The sequence below is a fragment of the Thioalkalivibrio sp. ALJ21 genome (assembly GCF_000378605.1).
Lineage (GTDB): Bacteria > Pseudomonadota > Gammaproteobacteria > Ectothiorhodospirales > Ectothiorhodospiraceae > Thioalkalivibrio.
Map to the genome: position 1 here is coordinate 802,216 of NZ_KB905156.1, position 15,097 is coordinate 817,312.

At 66.7% G+C, this 15,097-nt stretch carries 16 protein-coding genes; 2 read left to right on the forward strand and 14 right to left on the reverse strand.

Translation table 11 applies throughout. From position 1 onward, the window contains the following. Positions 1-116: 116 nt before the first annotated feature. The 3 genes from F579_RS0109860 to F579_RS0109870 all read right to left on the reverse strand — a co-directional run bounded on the left by F579_RS0109860 (position 117) and on the right by F579_RS0109870 (position 3,116). Positions 117-773, reverse strand: coding sequence for a protein-L-isoaspartate O-methyltransferase (locus F579_RS0109860; RefSeq protein ID WP_019023368.1), 657 nt, complete (start codon positions 771-773; stop codon positions 117-119). Between the two features lie 131 nt (positions 774-904). Next, complete coding sequence (locus F579_RS0109865) at positions 905-2,137, reverse strand: multifunctional CCA addition/repair protein (RefSeq protein WP_019023367.1); 1,233 nt, start codon at positions 2,135-2,137, stop codon at positions 905-907. 16 nt (positions 2,138-2,153) lie between these two features. Further along, on the reverse strand, positions 2,154-3,116 hold the full coding sequence (locus tag F579_RS0109870; protein WP_019023366.1) for a complex I NDUFA9 subunit family protein: 963 nt from the start codon (positions 3,114-3,116) through the stop codon (positions 2,154-2,156). Positions 3,117-3,223: 107 nt separating this feature from the next. On the opposite strand from F579_RS0109870, the gene F579_RS0109875 reads away from it, so the two are divergent. Continuing rightward, positions 3,224-4,591 (forward strand): NAD-dependent succinate-semialdehyde dehydrogenase, encoded by a 1,368-nt coding sequence (locus F579_RS0109875; RefSeq protein WP_019023365.1) that lies wholly within the window; start codon positions 3,224-3,226, stop codon positions 4,589-4,591. 24 nt (positions 4,592-4,615) lie between these two features. On the opposite strand, the gene F579_RS0109880 is transcribed toward F579_RS0109875, so the two are convergent. The 7 genes from F579_RS0109880 to dksA all read right to left on the reverse strand — a co-directional run bounded on the left by F579_RS0109880 (position 4,616) and on the right by dksA (position 10,478). Next, complete coding sequence (locus F579_RS0109880; RefSeq protein WP_019023364.1) at positions 4,616-5,029, reverse strand: HIRAN domain-containing protein; 414 nt, start codon at positions 5,027-5,029, stop codon at positions 4,616-4,618. Positions 5,030-5,118: 89 nt separating this feature from the next. Next, positions 5,119-6,246 carry a sugar-transfer associated ATP-grasp domain-containing protein gene (locus tag F579_RS0109885; protein WP_019023363.1) on the reverse strand — a complete coding sequence of 376 codons (1,128 nt, stop codon included), beginning with the start codon at positions 6,244-6,246 and terminating at the stop codon, positions 5,119-5,121. Between the two features lie 233 nt (positions 6,247-6,479). Beyond that, positions 6,480-7,439, reverse strand: coding sequence for a YafY family protein (locus tag F579_RS0109890; RefSeq protein WP_019023362.1), 960 nt, complete (start codon positions 7,437-7,439; stop codon positions 6,480-6,482). Positions 7,440-7,443: 4 nt separating this feature from the next. After that, the gene (locus F579_RS15290) at positions 7,444-7,896 is read right to left on the reverse strand and encodes a hypothetical protein (protein WP_155984983.1); all 453 of its coding nucleotides are present in this window, start codon (positions 7,894-7,896) and stop codon (positions 7,444-7,446) included. A gap of 216 nt (positions 7,897-8,112) precedes the next feature. Continuing rightward, positions 8,113-8,760: a DUF1826 domain-containing protein gene (locus F579_RS0109900; RefSeq protein ID WP_019023360.1), complete on the reverse strand. Its 648-nt coding sequence runs from the start codon at positions 8,758-8,760 to the stop codon at positions 8,113-8,115. Then, positions 8,757-10,013, reverse strand: a complete 1,257-nt coding sequence (gene zigA / locus F579_RS0109905) for a zinc metallochaperone GTPase ZigA (protein WP_019023359.1) — start codon at positions 10,011-10,013, stop codon at positions 8,757-8,759. The genes F579_RS0109900 and zigA overlap by 4 nt, the downstream gene beginning before the upstream one ends. A gap of 63 nt (positions 10,014-10,076) precedes the next feature. Beyond that, a complete protein-coding gene (gene dksA, locus F579_RS0109910; RefSeq protein WP_019023358.1) occupies positions 10,077-10,478 on the reverse strand; it encodes an RNA polymerase-binding protein DksA in 402 nt (133 codons plus the stop codon). Positions 10,479-10,593: 115 nt separating this feature from the next. Between dksA and folE2 the strand changes: the two genes are divergently transcribed. Then, the gene (gene folE2 / locus F579_RS0109915; RefSeq protein ID WP_081616920.1) at positions 10,594-11,538 is read left to right on the forward strand and encodes a GTP cyclohydrolase FolE2; all 945 of its coding nucleotides are present in this window, start codon (positions 10,594-10,596) and stop codon (positions 11,536-11,538) included. A gap of 253 nt (positions 11,539-11,791) precedes the next feature. Here folE2 and F579_RS0109920 read toward each other — a convergent pair whose 3' ends face one another. The 4 genes from F579_RS0109920 to F579_RS0109935 all read right to left on the reverse strand — a co-directional run bounded on the left by F579_RS0109920 (position 11,792) and on the right by F579_RS0109935 (position 15,082). Next, positions 11,792-12,652: a class I SAM-dependent methyltransferase gene (locus tag F579_RS0109920; protein ID WP_019023356.1), complete on the reverse strand. Its 861-nt coding sequence runs from the start codon at positions 12,650-12,652 to the stop codon at positions 11,792-11,794. A gap of 45 nt (positions 12,653-12,697) precedes the next feature. After that, the gene (locus F579_RS0109925) at positions 12,698-13,468 is read right to left on the reverse strand and encodes a metal ABC transporter permease (RefSeq protein ID WP_019023355.1); all 771 of its coding nucleotides are present in this window, start codon (positions 13,466-13,468) and stop codon (positions 12,698-12,700) included. Continuing rightward, positions 13,458-14,066, reverse strand: coding sequence for an ATP-binding cassette domain-containing protein (locus F579_RS0109930; RefSeq protein WP_019023354.1), 609 nt, complete (start codon positions 14,064-14,066; stop codon positions 13,458-13,460). Before F579_RS0109930 ends, F579_RS0109925 begins: the two co-directional genes overlap by 11 nt. A gap of 89 nt (positions 14,067-14,155) precedes the next feature. Continuing rightward, complete coding sequence (locus F579_RS0109935; protein WP_019023353.1) at positions 14,156-15,082, reverse strand: metal ABC transporter substrate-binding protein; 927 nt, start codon at positions 15,080-15,082, stop codon at positions 14,156-14,158. Positions 15,083-15,097: the final 15 nt, after the last annotated feature.

A 15,097-nucleotide genomic window follows, 5' to 3' on the forward strand; every position in this document is an offset into this window, starting at 1 on the left:
GCGGCTTCCTGAAAAGACAGGTAAAGCTCCATCGTAGGGAAACGCCGGGCAATGTGCACGCGGATCCGTGTTTCTGCGATGGAGACCCCGGCGGGCGGGTGGCCGGGGGTGGGACGTCAGAATTCGAACGCGGGCTTCGGTTCGAAACCGACCAGCGGCTCCACACGGGTCTCGAACAGGACGTCGTGGCGGACGCTGTCCTCGGTGGTGCGGGTGATCAGGTTGGCCTGCATGATCGGGCCGTCACCGGTGATCACGAACAGCCGGCCACCCAGGGTCAGGTAGCGTTCGAGGAAGTCGTTGTATTCGGTCATCGCGCCGGTCAGCACGATCACGTCGTAGCGCTCGCGCGGCGGTGCCCACTCGGGGGTCACGGTGGCGGTGCGCAGGCTGGCGTTCTCCAGCCCCAGGTCGACCAGCGTATTGCGCGCATTCAGACGCAGCTCGTCGATGCGCTCGATGGAGTCGACGTGCGCGGCCAGGCGCGCCAGGCAGGCGGTGACATAGCCGGAGCCGGTACCGATCTCCAGCACCGTCTCGGTTGGCTGTGCGGCGGCGGCCTGCAGCAGGCGGCCGATCACCACCGGCGGCAAGGTATGCGAGCCATGGCCGAGCGGGATCTCGGAGTCGGCGTACGCCAGGGCCTTGTAGGCGTCCGGCATGAAGCGTTCGCGCGGGAGCGTTTCCATCACGTCCAGTACACGCATGTCCAGCACGTCCCAGGGACGGACCTGCTGTTCAACCATGTTCATCCGGGCCAGGGCGAAATCCATCGCGGAGTCCTCGAGTACGTCAATAGCGGCGAAAGAGTACGTTCGCACGCTCGTCCAGGCAAGTTGTAGGAGGCCAGCCCTCTGGCCGATGGGATGTTGATCAGGCCCGATTCGGCCAGAGGCCTGGCCTCCTACGAGGTCGGGTCGACGCGCAGGGCATCCTCGACTGCCTGGATACGTTCGCGCTCCAGGGCCTCGCCGAGGGCCTTGCCCTTGTGCCCCTCGGCCATCAGGGTCTGGACGTCGACCCCCTGCGCGGCCGCCACGGCGCGGCGCACCGCATCGGCCTGGGGATAGGGCTTGTCCTGCCAGCCGGTGCGGCCGCGAAAATCCGCCTCCACCGCGAGCAGGAAAGGCTCGACGTTCTCCGGCCGGCGCAGGGCATCGAGCCCGTCTACCAGTTTCATCACCGTCTTCGGGCGCAGGTCGAAGACCCGGTGCACCAGCCCGTGGTAGCGCGAGACCCGCACGGCCAGGTCGCGGTAGCGGTTGGGGATGCGCAGGCGCGCGGCCAGCGCGCGGATCAGTACAACCCCGCGCTCCTCGTGGCCGTGGTGGCTGGGCAGAATCTCGGGGTCGGTGTTGCCCTTGCCGAGGTCGTGGACCAGCGCGGCGAAGCGGACCTCCGGGGAGTCGGACAGGCGGGTGGCCTGGTCCAGCACCATCAGGGTATGCACGCCGGTATCGATCTCCGGGTGGTAGCGCGCCGGCTGCGGGACGCCGAACAGGCATTCGATCTCGGGGAACAGGCGGGCCAGCGCCCCGGCCTCGCGCAGTACCTCGATGAAGCGGCGCGGGGCCGGGCTCTTCAGGGCCTTTTCGCACTCGGCCCAGACGCGCTCCGGTACCAGCGCATCGACCTCGCCGGAGGTGACCAGCTCGCGCATCAGTTCCCGCGTGTCATCGGCGACCCGAAAGCCCCACGGCTCCAGCTGCGCGGCAAAGCGGGCCACGCGCAGCAGCCGCACCGGGTCCTCGGCGAAGGCGGGCGAGACATGGCGCAGCAGGCGCGCCTCAAGGTCGGCCTGGCCGTTGTAGGGGTCGATCAGGTGGCCGTCGTTGTCCTCTGCCATCGCGTTGATGGTCAGGTCACGCCGTTCGAGATCGGCCTCCAGTGTGACCTCGGGCGAGGCATTGAACTGGAAGCCGTGGTAGCCGCGCGCGGTCTTGCGCTCGGTGCGCGCCAGCGCATATTCCTCGTGCGTCTCGGGGTGCAGGAAGACCGGGAAATCGCGCCCCACCGGGCGGAAGCCGGCGGCCTCCATGGCCTCGGGCGTGGAGCCCACCACCACGTAGTCGCGTTCATGCACCGGGCGCCCCAGCAGCCGGTCGCGCACCGCGCCCCCGACGAGATAGGTCTGCATGGCGCCCGCGCGGCCGCTAGCCGCGGTCGACCTCGCGCGTATGGGTGCGCAGGGCCTGCTTGCGCGCCTCGATGCCGCCACCGAGGTATTCCGGGGCGATCGCCTCGAGGCGCGTCGGGCAGGGCAGGCGGGAGTCGCCTTCGCAGACGCTGTCGATGGTCAGCGAGGCGAAGTTGTCGCGCGACAGCGGCTTGCCGGGCACGAATTCGAACACGCTGGCCTGCAGCTTCCCGGCCCAGTCGGGTAGCGCCACGACCGGGCGACGATGGCCGATCTGGCGGCCGACATAGCGCACCAACTCTTCCAGGGTGTAGGTCTGCGGGCCGCACAGTTCAAAGCCCTCGCCGAAGGTCTCCGGATCCTCCAGGGCCTCGACGAAATGCTCGGCGACATCACCCACGTAGACGGGCGCGAACTTCGCATCGGCCCGTGCCAGCGGCATGAGCGGCGAGATCTTCAGCAGCGTGGCGAAGCGGTTCAGGAAGGAGTCGTCGCGCCCGAAGATCACCGACGGACGAAAGACCGTGACCGGGAACGCGTCGCAGGCGAATACCAGCTGTTCCGCCTCGCCCTTGGTGCGCAGGTAGTGGCTGGGCGGATTCTCCATGTCGGCCTTCAGCGCGCTCATCTGCAAAAAGCGGCGCACCCCGCAGCTCTCGGCGGCCGCCAGGGCCTTCTGCGTCAGTTCCACATGCGCGGCACGAAAGCCCGAGCCGTTGCGCCCGCGCTCGTTCAGGATGCCGACCAGGTTGATCACCGCATCCTGCCCAGCAAAGACGCGCTCCAGCGTGGCCGGGTCGTGCGCGCTGCCCTCGATCAGATCGACCTCGGGGTTCACCAGCAGGTCACGGTGGCGGTGCGGGCGGCGCGACAGGACACGCACGCGGATACCGCGATCGATCAGGCGGCGGATGATCTGATGGCCGACAAAGCCGGTGCCGCCGAGCAGGCAGACAGAGCGAATCGAATCAATCGACATGGTCCCAAGGTCCTTCCGAAAGCCAGTGGGGGTGGTCTTATACTCGGGTGACTGTCAATCTTCAAACCGGGTTCCGCAAGCGCCCTTTATACTTCAGAGGCCTCGACATGACCGACCTGACCGCGATCAATCCCGCCACTGGCGAAACCCTGGCCCGTTACCCGCGCATGGGCCCGGAGGCCCTGGAGGCCGCGCTGGCGCGGGCGGCCAGCGCTCAGCAGGACTGGGCGGGGCATCCGGCTTCGGTACGCGCCCAGTGCCTGCGCGATCTGGCTGCCGTGCTGCGTGATCAGCGCGAGGCGCTGGCGCGCACTGCCACGCAGGAGATGGGCAAGCGCCTGGTCGAGGCGCGTGCCGAGGTCGACAAGTGTGCGAATGCCTGCGATTACTACGCCGACCGCGGTCCGGACTTTCTCCAGGACACGATGATCGCCTCCGACGCGAGCCGTTCGTTCATCGCCTGGCAGCCACTGGGTACCGTTCTGCTGGTCATGCCCTGGAACTTCCCCTACTGGCAGGCCTTTCGCCAGGCGCTCCCGGCGACCCTTGCCGGGAACACCGTGCTGCTCAAGCACGCCTCCAATGTCCCGGGCTGTGCCGAGCACCTGGAACGTGTGTTCACCGAGGCGGGCCTGCCCGAGGGCGTGTTCCAGAACCTGCCGGTCGGGTCGGACGCGGTAGAGGGCATTATTGCCGATACCCGCGTGCAGGGCGTGAGCCTGACGGGATCGGAAAGGGCCGGGCGCGCGGTGGGCGCGGCTGCCGGCAAGGCGCTCAAGACCTCGGTGCTGGAGCTGGGCGGCTCGGATGCCTTCGTCGTGCTGGCGGACGCCGATCTCGACCACACCGTCGAGCAGGCGGTGCGCGGGCGTTTTCAGAACAACGGCGAGACCTGCATCGCCGCCAAGCGCTTCATCGTCGAGGAATCGATTGCGGACGCCTTTGTCGAGCGATTCCGGGCGGCCATCGAGGCGCTGGTAATCGGCGACCCGATGAGCGACGACACGAATATCGGGCCCCTGGCGCGCGACGATCTGCGCGACGAACTGCACGACCAGGTCAGGCGCAGTGTCGCCGCTGGCGCGCGGCTCGTGAGCGGCGGCGAGCCGCTGGAGCGGGCGGGCTACTTCTACCCGCCCACGCTGCTGGACGCGGTTGAACCGGGCATGCCTGCATTCGACGAGGAGACCTTCGGCCCGGTGGCCGCGGTGACCCGTGCCCGCAACGCGGATCACGCGATCACGCTCGCCAACCGCTCGCGTTTCGGTCTGGGCGGCAGTGTCTGGACCGCCGATCCCGTACGTGGCGAGGCCCTGGCGCGGCGTCTGGAATGCGGCTGTGCCTTCGTCAACGGCATCGTCAAGAGCGACCCGCGCCTGCCCTTCGGCGGGGTCAAGGACTCGGGCTACGGGCGCGAGCTCTCCGAACTCGGCATCCGCGAATTCCAGAACGCCAAGACCATCTGGGTGGGATAGAACCACCCCGGCCAAGAGCGCCCTCTAGTGCGCGGGGGCGCTCCGGGGGCGGGCGCGGTACAGGCCGAGTTCCAGGCGACTGTGGCGGTCGGCGTGATCGCGTTTTTCGAGGATGCGGGCGACCAGGGGCTCGTCGCGGTCCAGCAGTTCGGCGGCCAGGCCGTTGCGGTCCCGTGGCAGGTAGCCGAGCTGGTGGTCCACCCAGTCGATGGCGACGGCCTTCTCGTCATGCGGGTTCAGCCGTTCCCGGCGCAGGGTCAGGGCCTGGCCGCGCTTCAGGGCGTTCCACAGCTTCGGGGCGTGGTGGTGGCGGAAACCGGCCAGTGGGATGGTCTGTAGCAGCTCCTCGGTGGTCGCGGTCGCGTTGTAGCGACCGCGTTTGGCGTAGTAGCCGCGCAGGGTGGGGATCGGGCGGGCCTGCTGGGTCTTGTTGGGCATCTCGGACTCCGTTGTTGTCTGGGTCTGGGTCCGTTGTAGCACCGGGGGTGGCTCACAGAATGAGCCACCGGACCTGAGGGCGTTCTCGCTCAGGCGGGTTTGGGCCGGGTCTTGGCAGTAATGGGGGCCTTGACCTTGTTGCCGGGTGGGTCTTGCAGGGGAGGGGTTGCGGGTACGGGGCGCTGTTCCGGCGGGCGCCAGAGGTGTTCCCAGCCGAGGCCGGTGAAACAGGGGCCCATGGCGGCTTCGGCGAAAGTGATGGCCGGCAATCGTGCATTCCACTCGAGCAGGCGAACCTCGCCCTGGCGGCTGATGGCCACATCCCAGCCGATGCAGCCGACATGGGGGATCCGGTTGTGGAGTTTTTCGACGACCGAGACGGCCTCGCGGAAGGCGGGGGTCTCGAGACCCGCGAACATGATGCCGGATACGGGGTGGCGCTCTGTCTCGGTCCAGTCAGGGAGATAGCCGAAGGCGCCCAGGCGTCCGGTCTCGACCGAGACGGGGACGTACAGTTCCTCCAGCTCCCCGGTCGCACGATTCAGTGGAATACAGAAATCGGCCGCCTGCGGAGCGTGCTGGTTCGGGTCGATGCCCGTTCGCAGGAACGCGGCGCGGGCGCGAGCCTGGCCATCGGGATGCAGGACGGTGGTGATGCGCAGCGTGGTCACAAACCCGGGGGCAATGCGGTCGAACAGTTCATGCTGGACCACGAACTCCTGCAGGGTGCCGTCGGGCAGCTTGCGCAGGCGTTCGCGGTCCAGTGAACGGGCGTCCAGCAACATCACCCCGCTGCTTTCGCGGCCGCCGTCAGGCTTGAACACGACACGACTGGAATGGCGGAACAGCGTGTGCTCCCAGGCATCGTCCGGGATCGGTCGAAAAGATGGAGACATCAGCCGACCGTTCATCACGTGGGCGCGATCGGGAAAGTGCGGGCTGCGAAAGAGATGCCGCGAGAGCGAGCGGATGCTGGAGATCTGACCCGCCTTGCGGTTGATGGTCGGCAATACCACCTGACTGTAGTAGTTGCCGGGAATCCAGCCCTCGCGAAATTCTCCGGCCACGGCCGCGTACACCTGAAGCCAGTCGGCATAGCCGTTCCAGCCGAGCACTTCGGTTGCGTATTCTCGCGCCTGGCGGCGGATGGAGCGGGGCAGGCGCCCCTTTTGTCGCTCGATTGGCCGCAGCAGCTTTGTCGCCTCCCTGCGGTGCACCCGGTAAAGCCGGTAGCGGCCATAACGCCTTTTCCATGAATGATATGCGCGCCACACTCCTGAATCCCTTGGTCGTTTTTTAGACGCTGTCCACGTACATGGCGAATGCTAGGAGGCGCGAGACGTTGCCGTCTCGACCAAAGTTCACAGAACGCCTGTGTGGATCAGGGGTGTATGCGGATTTTGTGATCCCGAGGGAAGCGTCGGGTTCGCGGATCGCCAAGCGCAGAGCGTTACGGGTACTGGCGGGCCGCTTCCCTGAGGGCTTCGGCGACGCGCGTACGCAGGCTCTCGGGCGCAAGCACCTCGACGCCGGCTCCGTGGCGCAGGATTTCCTGGATCAGCTCGGTGGGGTCTGCGTAGGGGATGCGCAGGCGGTAGGCCTCGCCCTCGTATTCGCCGATCTGGTCCGGGTGCCAGGTCTCGTCGGCCACCCAGCGGGCGTGCTCCGGGGTGAAGCGCAGCTCGGCCCATTCCCGCGCCGGGCCGGTGAAGATGCCGAAGGCCGAGCCGGTATGGGCGTCCAGAGTGGCCTCGTCGATGTCGCGATAGGTGCCCTCGGCCAGGGTTGCCGAGCGGATGCGCTCCAGCGCAAAGGTGCGCAGATCCTGTGCCTGCTCGCACCAGGCGATCAGGTACCAGTTGTCGCGGTAATAAAGCAGGCGCTGTGGATGCACGACGCGCTGGGTCGCGGTGTCGCGGGCGCGACCGTGGTACTCGATCGCGATCGGCTGCTCGTCCAGTGTGGCAGCGGCCACGGCCTGAAAACCCTCGCTCCGCCCACCCCGCTGTGCCAGTGGCTGGATACGGATGCGACGACGCACGGCGTCCGGCTGGTGCCCGCCGCTGGCAAGCAATTCGCGAATGCGGTCCTTCAGCGGGCCCAGCGTGGGTGCCAGCAGACCCGGCTGCACGTCCTCCAGCAGTTGCTCCATGGTCAGAAGTGCCAGCAGTTCGGACTCGTTGAACCACAGCCCGGGCAGCTCGAAGGCCGGGGCGTCCTGCCCATATCGGTAGCCGTTGGCCTGTGGGTCGTATTCGATCGGCGCCTGCATGAAATCGCGCATGTACTCGATGTCGCGCTTGATGGTGGCGCGCGAGACCTCGAGCCGCTCCATCAGGTCCGCCAGCGACGGGGGGCGCCGCGCCTGCAGCAGACGGTGCAGATGAAAGATGCGTTCGGCGCGGTTCACCGGGTCAGTAGGGGGAAGGGCATTTCCGGAACGCTAAGCGCAACGATGGTCGTTGCGCAACATCATGGGTCTTGTGGCGGACCGGAACGCTTCGGGTCGAGCCAATCAGCTGGAGGTTTCGGGGCCGGCCGTCGGGTTGGTGTGGTGCTTCACTGGTCGCGAGCTGTTCGAGCGGGCACTGAGACGTCGCCGAAGCTGCGCACTGTGAGATGCGCGGCCGATTGCGCCGGCAGACGGTAAGCCCTTCCAGACATGCTTCCAGCATGAGCTCGCGAATCGTTTCATGTTCGGATTCCCGGGAGCGTGGTCCGCAGCATTCTTCCGGCGCGATCGTGCCGGATTCGAACAGGTGGTGCAGATCGTCTCCCTGCCACTGGGCGATGACGCGGCGTGAGGCGCTGTCGACGATCCGCAGCGAAGGGTGGGTGCGTTCCAGCCAGGCATCCAGGGTGAACATTCGAGACCTCCTGAATTAAATGAGAAGCGTTCGCAATTGAAGGTTGACGAAAGACGACGCAGGGGTCAAGTGGCTTTCCGGGTTTTTGTGAAAAGTTCAGATCCGCCTCTTGGGCTGCCAAGGGAGGAGATGCTGCGGCTCGGGTCCCTCGCGCCCGGGAGGTTACCGCTTGCCGCTTTCAGTGGGGCAGGTCCCGCGCGATACCGGAGACAAACACTATGGATAGTCCAGACGGAGCGCGAGGCGGCGCTGACCCGCGGGAACGGGTGGCGATCGATGCACCGCGCCGCGCCCATTTTCCGACGCGTAGCGTTTGCCCTTCATCAGGATGGCCTGTCCGGCTTCGGTGGTTAACGGGGGGCGCCCGCCTAGCACGCCCTCGTTGTCGTTCTGTTGCAGTCGTTCGCGGTTCAGGTGTCGCTCGTCCGCGTACTCGGTCCCGGGCCCGAAATAGGTGCACAACATGCGAAGGACATTGTTGTCCACATGGAACAGACGGCAGGGCTGATGATCGAGGACTTCAAGCTGAATCCTGATGCTGACCACGCTCGCAACGATGGCGAATGCACGGGCGAGATGCTCAATGTCCCGGCCCAGCAGATGGACCTGGAACGGGGGCTGTCCGGTGGCTTCCAGGAGCCGGAGCCGTACCTGGTCGGGACGGCAGCGGGTATCCAGCAGCATACCCGGCTCGGTACTGGCCAGGGCTTCCGACTGAGTCGACAGGGCCGGGTCCAGTGGTCGTCTCCAGATCAGTGCATTGACCTCTTCACGGTGGATGCCCAGGAGCTCCCTGGACTGGTCGACGAAGCGATGACGACTGGAGGGCCCGGGGCGATGTGCGGATTGGTTTTTCGGACTCATGCGGATGACACCTCTCCGGTCCGGGACTCTTCGGGTGATGTCGCGTTATCGGCTTCATCCGCAAGACGCCAGACCGGGAACGGGTCCTCGAAGTGCTGCCATTGCTGCGGGCCCGCCGCCATTTCGTCGTCGGTGAGCAGGCAGGCATCGAGACGCTGGCGCATGGCGTCCGCGTCCATGTTGATACCGATGAGTACGATCTCCTGGCGGCGATCGCCGAAACGTTCGTCCCACACCGGCGCGATGGCAGTGTCCCACCAGTCCTCGTCAGTGGGGCGTTTCTCCGGCGGTACAGCGGCCCACCAGAAGCCGGCGGCGTGATGCGTCAGCGCGCCGCCGGCCTGTGACAGTGTGCCGGCCCAGTCCGGGCGCGAGGCCAGCCAGAACCAGCCCTTGCTGCGAATCACGCCGGGCCATTCCTGGTGCAGCAGGGCGAAGAAACGGGCCGGATGGAACGGCCGATTCACCCGGTACACGATGCTGGAGATCCCGTATTCCTCGGTTTCCGGCGTGTGGCCGCCCATCATCTCCTGCGCCCAGCCAGCGGCCTGCGATGCGCGGTCGAAGTCGAAGCGACCGGTCCCCAGCAGAAATTCGAGGGGAACGTTGCCATGGGTAGCCTCGATCACATGCGCTTCGCGGTTCAGGCCGCGGACCACGCCGCGGACGGTCGCGAGTTCATCGGGCGTCGCGCGGTCCACCTTGTTGACGACGATGACATCCGCAAACTCCATTTGATCCACCAGGAGGTCAACGACGGTGCGCTCGTCCTCCTCGCCCAGTGATTCACCACGATCCCCGAGATAGTCGGTGGAGGCATAGTCCTTCAGCAGGGCGCCGGCATCGACGACGGTCACCATGGTGTCGAGGCGGGCCACATCATCCAGGGACTGCCCGTTCTCGTCGCGGAAGGCGAAGGTGGCGGCAACGGGCATGGGCTCCGAAATGCCGGTGGATTCGATGACCAGGTAGTCGTACTGCCCGGATTCGGCGAGGCGGCGCACCTCCACCAGCAGGTCGTCCCGCAGCGTGCAGCAGATGCAGCCGTTGGTCATCTCGACCATGCGGGCATCGGTGCGGGTGACGGCATCCTGGCCGCCGAGCACCAGGGCGCTGTCGATGTTGATCTCGCTCATGTCGTTGACGATGACCGCGACGCGCAACCCCGACTGGTTGTGCAGGATGTTGTTCAGCAGCGTGGTCTTGCCGGCGCCGAGAAAGCCGGACAGGACGGTGACGGGAAGACGTTTCATTGCTACCTCCAGGGGGAATGCTCGGGCCGCTGGAGTGCGCCCGAGTCGAATGGGGATGCGGCCTCAGCGAACGATTACGTGCTCGGTCTTTTCCTGGCGTTCCTTGACTTCGATGCAGAGGCTGGCCGTGGGACGCGCCAGCAGGCGGGGCAGGCCGATGGGTTCACCGCTCACTTCGCAGTAGCCGTACTCGCCGGTCTGAATACGATCCAGGGCCTGGTCGATCTTTCGCAGCAGGCGTCCCTCGCGTTCCTGTACCCGCATGGAGAGGAGCCGGGACTCCTCCATTGCAGCGCGGTCCAGTTCGTCCGGGGTGCGCTCGTTGTCGAGGAGCCCATCTCGGGCGCCCTCGATGTCGTCCAGGATCTCGTTGCGCATTTCGAGGAGTCGCTCGCGGAAGTACCCGAGCTGGGCCTCGTTCATGTATTCCTCGGCAGGCATGGCCAGCAGTTCGTCGCGGGTCATGGGGTTCCGTCGGTTGCGATCAGGATGTTATACCATAACGTTTCGATTGAGCCCCGACAACACGGGTCGGTCACCGGCCTGTGATGGGGTCGACCCGCTTGCAAAAAGGTGTCTTATGTCCTCTACCTGTGTGTCTCCGGCCTCGCCGGATACGGAAACCTCCGCGACCGATCCGCTACCGGATATTGCCGCTTCGGCCGCTACGCACGGCTCCGCGCTCGACTGGGTTGGTATGGAAGACATCACCCTTCCGCTGTATCTGACCGGCCAGCCGGTGACCGCCCGGGCCAGCGCGGGGGTGAGCCTCGACGACCCGGGCGCGCGCGGCATCCATATGTCGCGGCTGTACGGGGCCCTGCGGCAGCTGGAGTCCTGCGAGCTGGATGTCGCGCGGCTGTGTGGTGTGCTCGAGGCCTTTCTGGCTTCGCACGATGGCCTGTCCAGCGTGGCCGAGGTCCGGCTTGCCGGTGAGCTGCCGCTGGAACGGCCGGCCCTGGTCAGTGCGGCTGCGGGCTGGAAGCGCTACCCGTTCCGGATCGCTGCACGCAGCGAGTCCGGGGCGGTGTCCCTGGAGCTGGAGGTTCAGGTGGGCTATTCCTCCACCTGTCCGTGCTCCGCCGCCCTGGCGCGGCAGGCGATCCAGGAGCAGTTCGACCGCGACTTCACACGCTCGGCCGTGGATGCGGCAACCGTGCGCGAATGGCTGGGCCGGGCCGAGGGGATTGTCGCGACCCCCCACAGCCAGCGCAGCGAGGCAACCGTTACGGTCGGTCTGGATCCGCTGATATCGACGCTGCCCCTGCCCGATCTGATCGATGGTGTGGAACAGACGCTGGGCACAGCCCTGCAAACGGCGGTGAAGCGTGTCGACGAGAAGGCCTTCGCGCTCGCCAACGGCCGTAACCTGATGTTCTGCGAAGACGCCGTACGGCGCCTGGACAGCACCCTGCGCCCGGAGTACTCCGCCCGCGGCTATCGCATCCACGTTCGCCATCGCGAGAGTCTGCATTCGCATGACGCGGTCGCCCGTGTAGAACGAAGGGCGACCGGCCATCGCTGAAGACATCGGCCCGTTGCGTACTGGCACGCCTGGCGGTAGTGACAATGCATAAAAAAGCCGCCGGATTGCTCATCCGGCGGCAACGCTTACGGAGGTTGGAGAGACCAAAGGCAGAAAGCCGCCTTTCGTCTTGGCGACACACAGCTGTCCGGGCTGCGCATCTAAATGAGAATCATACGCAAATGTGTATTGGTGTCAACATGCTCGGTCAGTAATGCTGTGTGCCGTTTGGTGAACCGGTATCGGCTTGAGGCTACTCCGGGTTCGGGAGGGTCTGATGAGGCTGCGGCGGGTCGTGCAGGCCGCGATGCCGGTCGGCCATCGGTTCGGCCACGATCAGGTAGTCTGAGCCGTGTTTCAGCCCCTCCCGGCTGCGGGCCAAAGGCAGGGCGTGTTCACGCAGGGCCTCGATCTGGTGGTGCATGGCCTTGGCCAGACCCTCATCGCTGAGATGCGGCAGTTGCCGCAGGCACAGGTCGAGCTGGCCGTTGACGAACCGTTCGCGATAGTGGATTGGGAAATAGCGGACATCCAGAACCCGGAATCCCGCGATTCCAAGCTGGCGCATGACCCAGGATGATGGGTATTCGCGATAGGGCCGGTTGCCCGCAATCAACAGGCAGGCGTCACGCAGGCGTCCGATCTCCCTCACGAGCGCGCCGGCTTCATCTTTCGGTTCCACCAATACGTAGGGTTCGACGCCCACCAGATACAGTCGGTCGCCCACGTGGGGCCGCAACCGGTGCAGGGCGCGGTCCTGCCAGTAGGGCGCGAAACCTTCGATGGCCCCGATAAAGTAGTCCAGCAGCACCGTGTCAAAGCGTTCACCGAACAGAAGCTGATCCGACATCCAGTTGCCGACCAGGATGCGGTCCTGCCGGCGCCGCGCCGCGCCCGCCGCCTTGCGGGTCGTGCGCGCCATTTCCTGGGAGGCCGTTACCGCCGTCCAGCGCTCGGTGTCCAGGCGGCTGATCCACTCGATGGACTTGCGACCCGTCCCGGCATCAAGAAAGCTGCCCCAGGGCTGGTCGCCCTGCGCCTTCTCGATGGCCTGGAAAATCGGCGAAGTGCCATTCGCACTGGTGGATGACGAGTGGGCGGTGTTGGATGTCATGGCGTCAGTCGTTGCTTGCGGTGGGGTGGAACGCGTCGGGTCGGGTCAGCGCAGCATGGCGGCGAGGCGGGCGCCGAGCGCGAGCATGACGTTGACCAGGACCAGCACCGGTGCGAAGGGCTGATCCAGCGGCAGGCTGATGGTCCAGGCGACCAGGAAACCGGTCAGTGCGATGCCCTGCGTCCAGAGCACGAGCCCGGTGAGGTTGCGTGCCAGCCAGGCCGCACCCCAGGCCGGCAGTAGCAGGGTGGCCAGGGCAGCAGGAAGCCCCAGGACCATACTCCCCAGCACGATAGCGGCGACCAGCCAGACGATTTCGCCGAGATGCTGCCAGACCGCCGGCCTGCTGGCCGCCGGCACATCCGGTGCGATCTGGGCATGCAGCCAGACGCGGAGCAGCACCGGGACCATCAGGACGGTCAGTAGGCCCAGACCGATCGCTGCCCAGAGCTCGTTGGGACCGGCAAAGTAAAGCTGGCCTTCAGCCCAGGCAGCGGCCGCCAGGCTGGCCTGAGCAAAGTTGGCGGCCAGTAGCGTGACCGCCGCCAGGCCGGCCAGGAAAACGGCCAGCGGCAGGCGTTCCCGATCCCGGCTGCGCTGCAGCAGCACCATGATCCCGCCACCCAGCAGCAGCGCCACGGGCAGCACCGGCCAGTGCAAGACCGAGGCGAGTACCCCGCCCACGGCCGCCCATTGCCCCAGGGCCAGCGCCTGCCAGACCGAGCCGCGCAGGAACAGACCGGCCCCGGCGAGCGCCAGCACCATGGTGACGAGCACGCCGGCAATGAAGGGTGTCAGCAGCAGGTCACCCGGCATCCAGGTACTCCGCAAGTGGGTGTTTCTCCAGGCCGAGCGCCTGCAGGAAGTCATCGTCGTGGCTGGTGATCAGCAGGGTCGTCTCGGCCGGGACCGCCTTGATCAGTTCCACCGCGTCGGCACGGACCTCGGCATCCAGATGGTTGGCGGGTTCATCCAGCAGGATCAACCGCTGCGCCGACGAGTCTTCGCCTCGGCTGGTCAGCACGGCGGCCAGACGCAGGAGTTGCCACTGGCCGCCGCTCAGGCGGTCCAGCCGCCGATCCAGCAGGGCCCGAACGCCCTCATGTTCGGGCACGCTGGCCCCCATCGCGCGAAGCCAGTCGTGCCCGGACAGGGGCCAGGGCTGCGGGCGGGCGTGGTCCTGAGCCAGCAGGCTGGGGTGCGTACGCGGGGCGAGTTCAAAACGCCCGCCGTGAACGCGGGCCTGTCCGGTGATGGCTTTCAGCAGTAGCGATTTGCCCACCCCGTTGGGTCCGGTCAGGGCCCAGCGGGCACCTGCCGGGATCTCCAGGGACAAAGGCCCGATTACCGGACGGTCGAACCCCAGGAGGGCCGACTGGGTATGCAGGATGGGCGGGACTGGCTCGGGTGGCATGCAGGTTCGTGAGAATGGGGCGGTGGCCAATGATAACGGACCCGGAAAGCGGCTTTCCGGGTCCGTCGTGACAGCGGCTTCTGCTGTCTTCAGCGCTGGGGCAGGGCCTGCGCCCAGGTGCTCATCAGTTCGAGGTAGCCATCGAGGCCGGAGTCCGCCGGCGGATCCAGCGGTACGGCGTGCGTCGGCCAGCCCAGGTTCCGTTCCAGGAATTCGGCGCCGCGAGGTGGCTGGAACTCGGCGTACAGGACAGTGCCCTCGGTGCCTTCGAGATCATCCACGAGACTGCGCAGATGGCGCGCGGTGGGCGGAATCCCCGGCGCCGGTTCCAGATAGCCGACGATTTCGACCGGCAGCCACTCTTCCAGATAGTCGAGGTCCTCGTGGTAGACCACGATGCGCTGGTCTGGCTCCACACGCTCGGCCAGCTTATCGGCGTGTTCGCGCAGGCGGTCGGCGGCTGCCTCTGCGCGCTGCATGAACGCTTCGGCGTGATCCGGGTGCAGCTCGCTCATGCGCTCGGCCAGCGCGAGCCCGATCTCGGCCATGCGCAGGGGGTCGGCATTGAAATGCGGATTGCCCTCCTCGTGCACGTGGCCCATGTTCGGCCCGTCCATGGTGATGGAACGGCGCAGTTCGACCTTGTCGGCCGCGCGGAAGTGGCCCGGCTGCCCCGAGTTGATTGCGCGGTTGTTGGCGCCGCGCTGGGCGGCGGGCAGCCAGCCTTCCTCGAGGCCGGCCCCGATCTCCAGCAGCATGTCGGCCCGGCGCAGGGCGGCCATGAAGCTGGGGCGGGCGTCAAGGTAATGTGCATCGCGGTCCGGCGGCGCGAGCACACGGACCTCGGCCTCGTCACCACCGATCTCGCGGGCCAGGGCTCCTAGGCTGGAGGTGGTGGCCACGATGTTCAGTCCGGCGGCCGCCTGCGCGGGTAGCAGGATGAGGGCAAGTGCCGCCACCGAGGCAACGGCGGCGAGCGTCCGGGTGATACGGGTGCGAGTCTTGCTAAAGGGCATGCGGGACTCCTGGTA

Excerpts from the sequence above, each read along its gene's own strand:
- F579_RS0109860 (WP_019023368.1), bottom strand. The coding sequence starts at position 773 with ATGGATTTCGCCCTGGCCCGGATGAACATGGTTGAACAGCAGGTCCGT.
- F579_RS0109865 (WP_019023367.1), bottom strand. The coding sequence starts at position 2,137 with ATGCAGACCTATCTCGTCGGGGGCGCGGTGCGCGACCGGCTGCTGGGG.
- F579_RS0109870 (WP_019023366.1), bottom strand. The coding sequence starts at position 3,116 with ATGTCGATTGATTCGATTCGCTCTGTCTGCCTGCTCGGCGGCACCGGC.
- F579_RS0109875 (WP_019023365.1), top strand. The coding sequence starts at position 3,224 with ATGACCGACCTGACCGCGATCAATCCCGCCACTGGCGAAACCCTGGCC.
- F579_RS0109880 (WP_019023364.1), bottom strand. The coding sequence starts at position 5,029 with ATGCCCAACAAGACCCAGCAGGCCCGCCCGATCCCCACCCTGCGCGGC.
- F579_RS15290 (WP_155984983.1), bottom strand. The coding sequence starts at position 7,896 with ATGTTCACCCTGGATGCCTGGCTGGAACGCACCCACCCTTCGCTGCGG.
- F579_RS0109900 (WP_019023360.1), bottom strand. The coding sequence starts at position 8,760 with ATGAGTCCGAAAAACCAATCCGCACATCGCCCCGGGCCCTCCAGTCGT.
- zigA (WP_019023359.1), bottom strand. The coding sequence starts at position 10,013 with ATGAAACGTCTTCCCGTCACCGTCCTGTCCGGCTTTCTCGGCGCCGGC.
- dksA (WP_019023358.1), bottom strand. The coding sequence starts at position 10,478 with ATGACCCGCGACGAACTGCTGGCCATGCCTGCCGAGGAATACATGAAC.
- folE2 (WP_081616920.1), top strand. The coding sequence starts at position 10,594 with ATGTCCTCTACCTGTGTGTCTCCGGCCTCGCCGGATACGGAAACCTCC.
- F579_RS0109920 (WP_019023356.1), bottom strand. The coding sequence starts at position 12,652 with ATGACATCCAACACCGCCCACTCGTCATCCACCAGTGCGAATGGCACT.
- F579_RS0109925 (WP_019023355.1), bottom strand. The coding sequence starts at position 13,468 with ATGCCGGGTGACCTGCTGCTGACACCCTTCATTGCCGGCGTGCTCGTC.
- F579_RS0109930 (WP_019023354.1), bottom strand. The coding sequence starts at position 14,066 with ATGCCACCCGAGCCAGTCCCGCCCATCCTGCATACCCAGTCGGCCCTC.
- F579_RS0109935 (WP_019023353.1), bottom strand. The coding sequence starts at position 15,082 with ATGCCCTTTAGCAAGACTCGCACCCGTATCACCCGGACGCTCGCCGCC.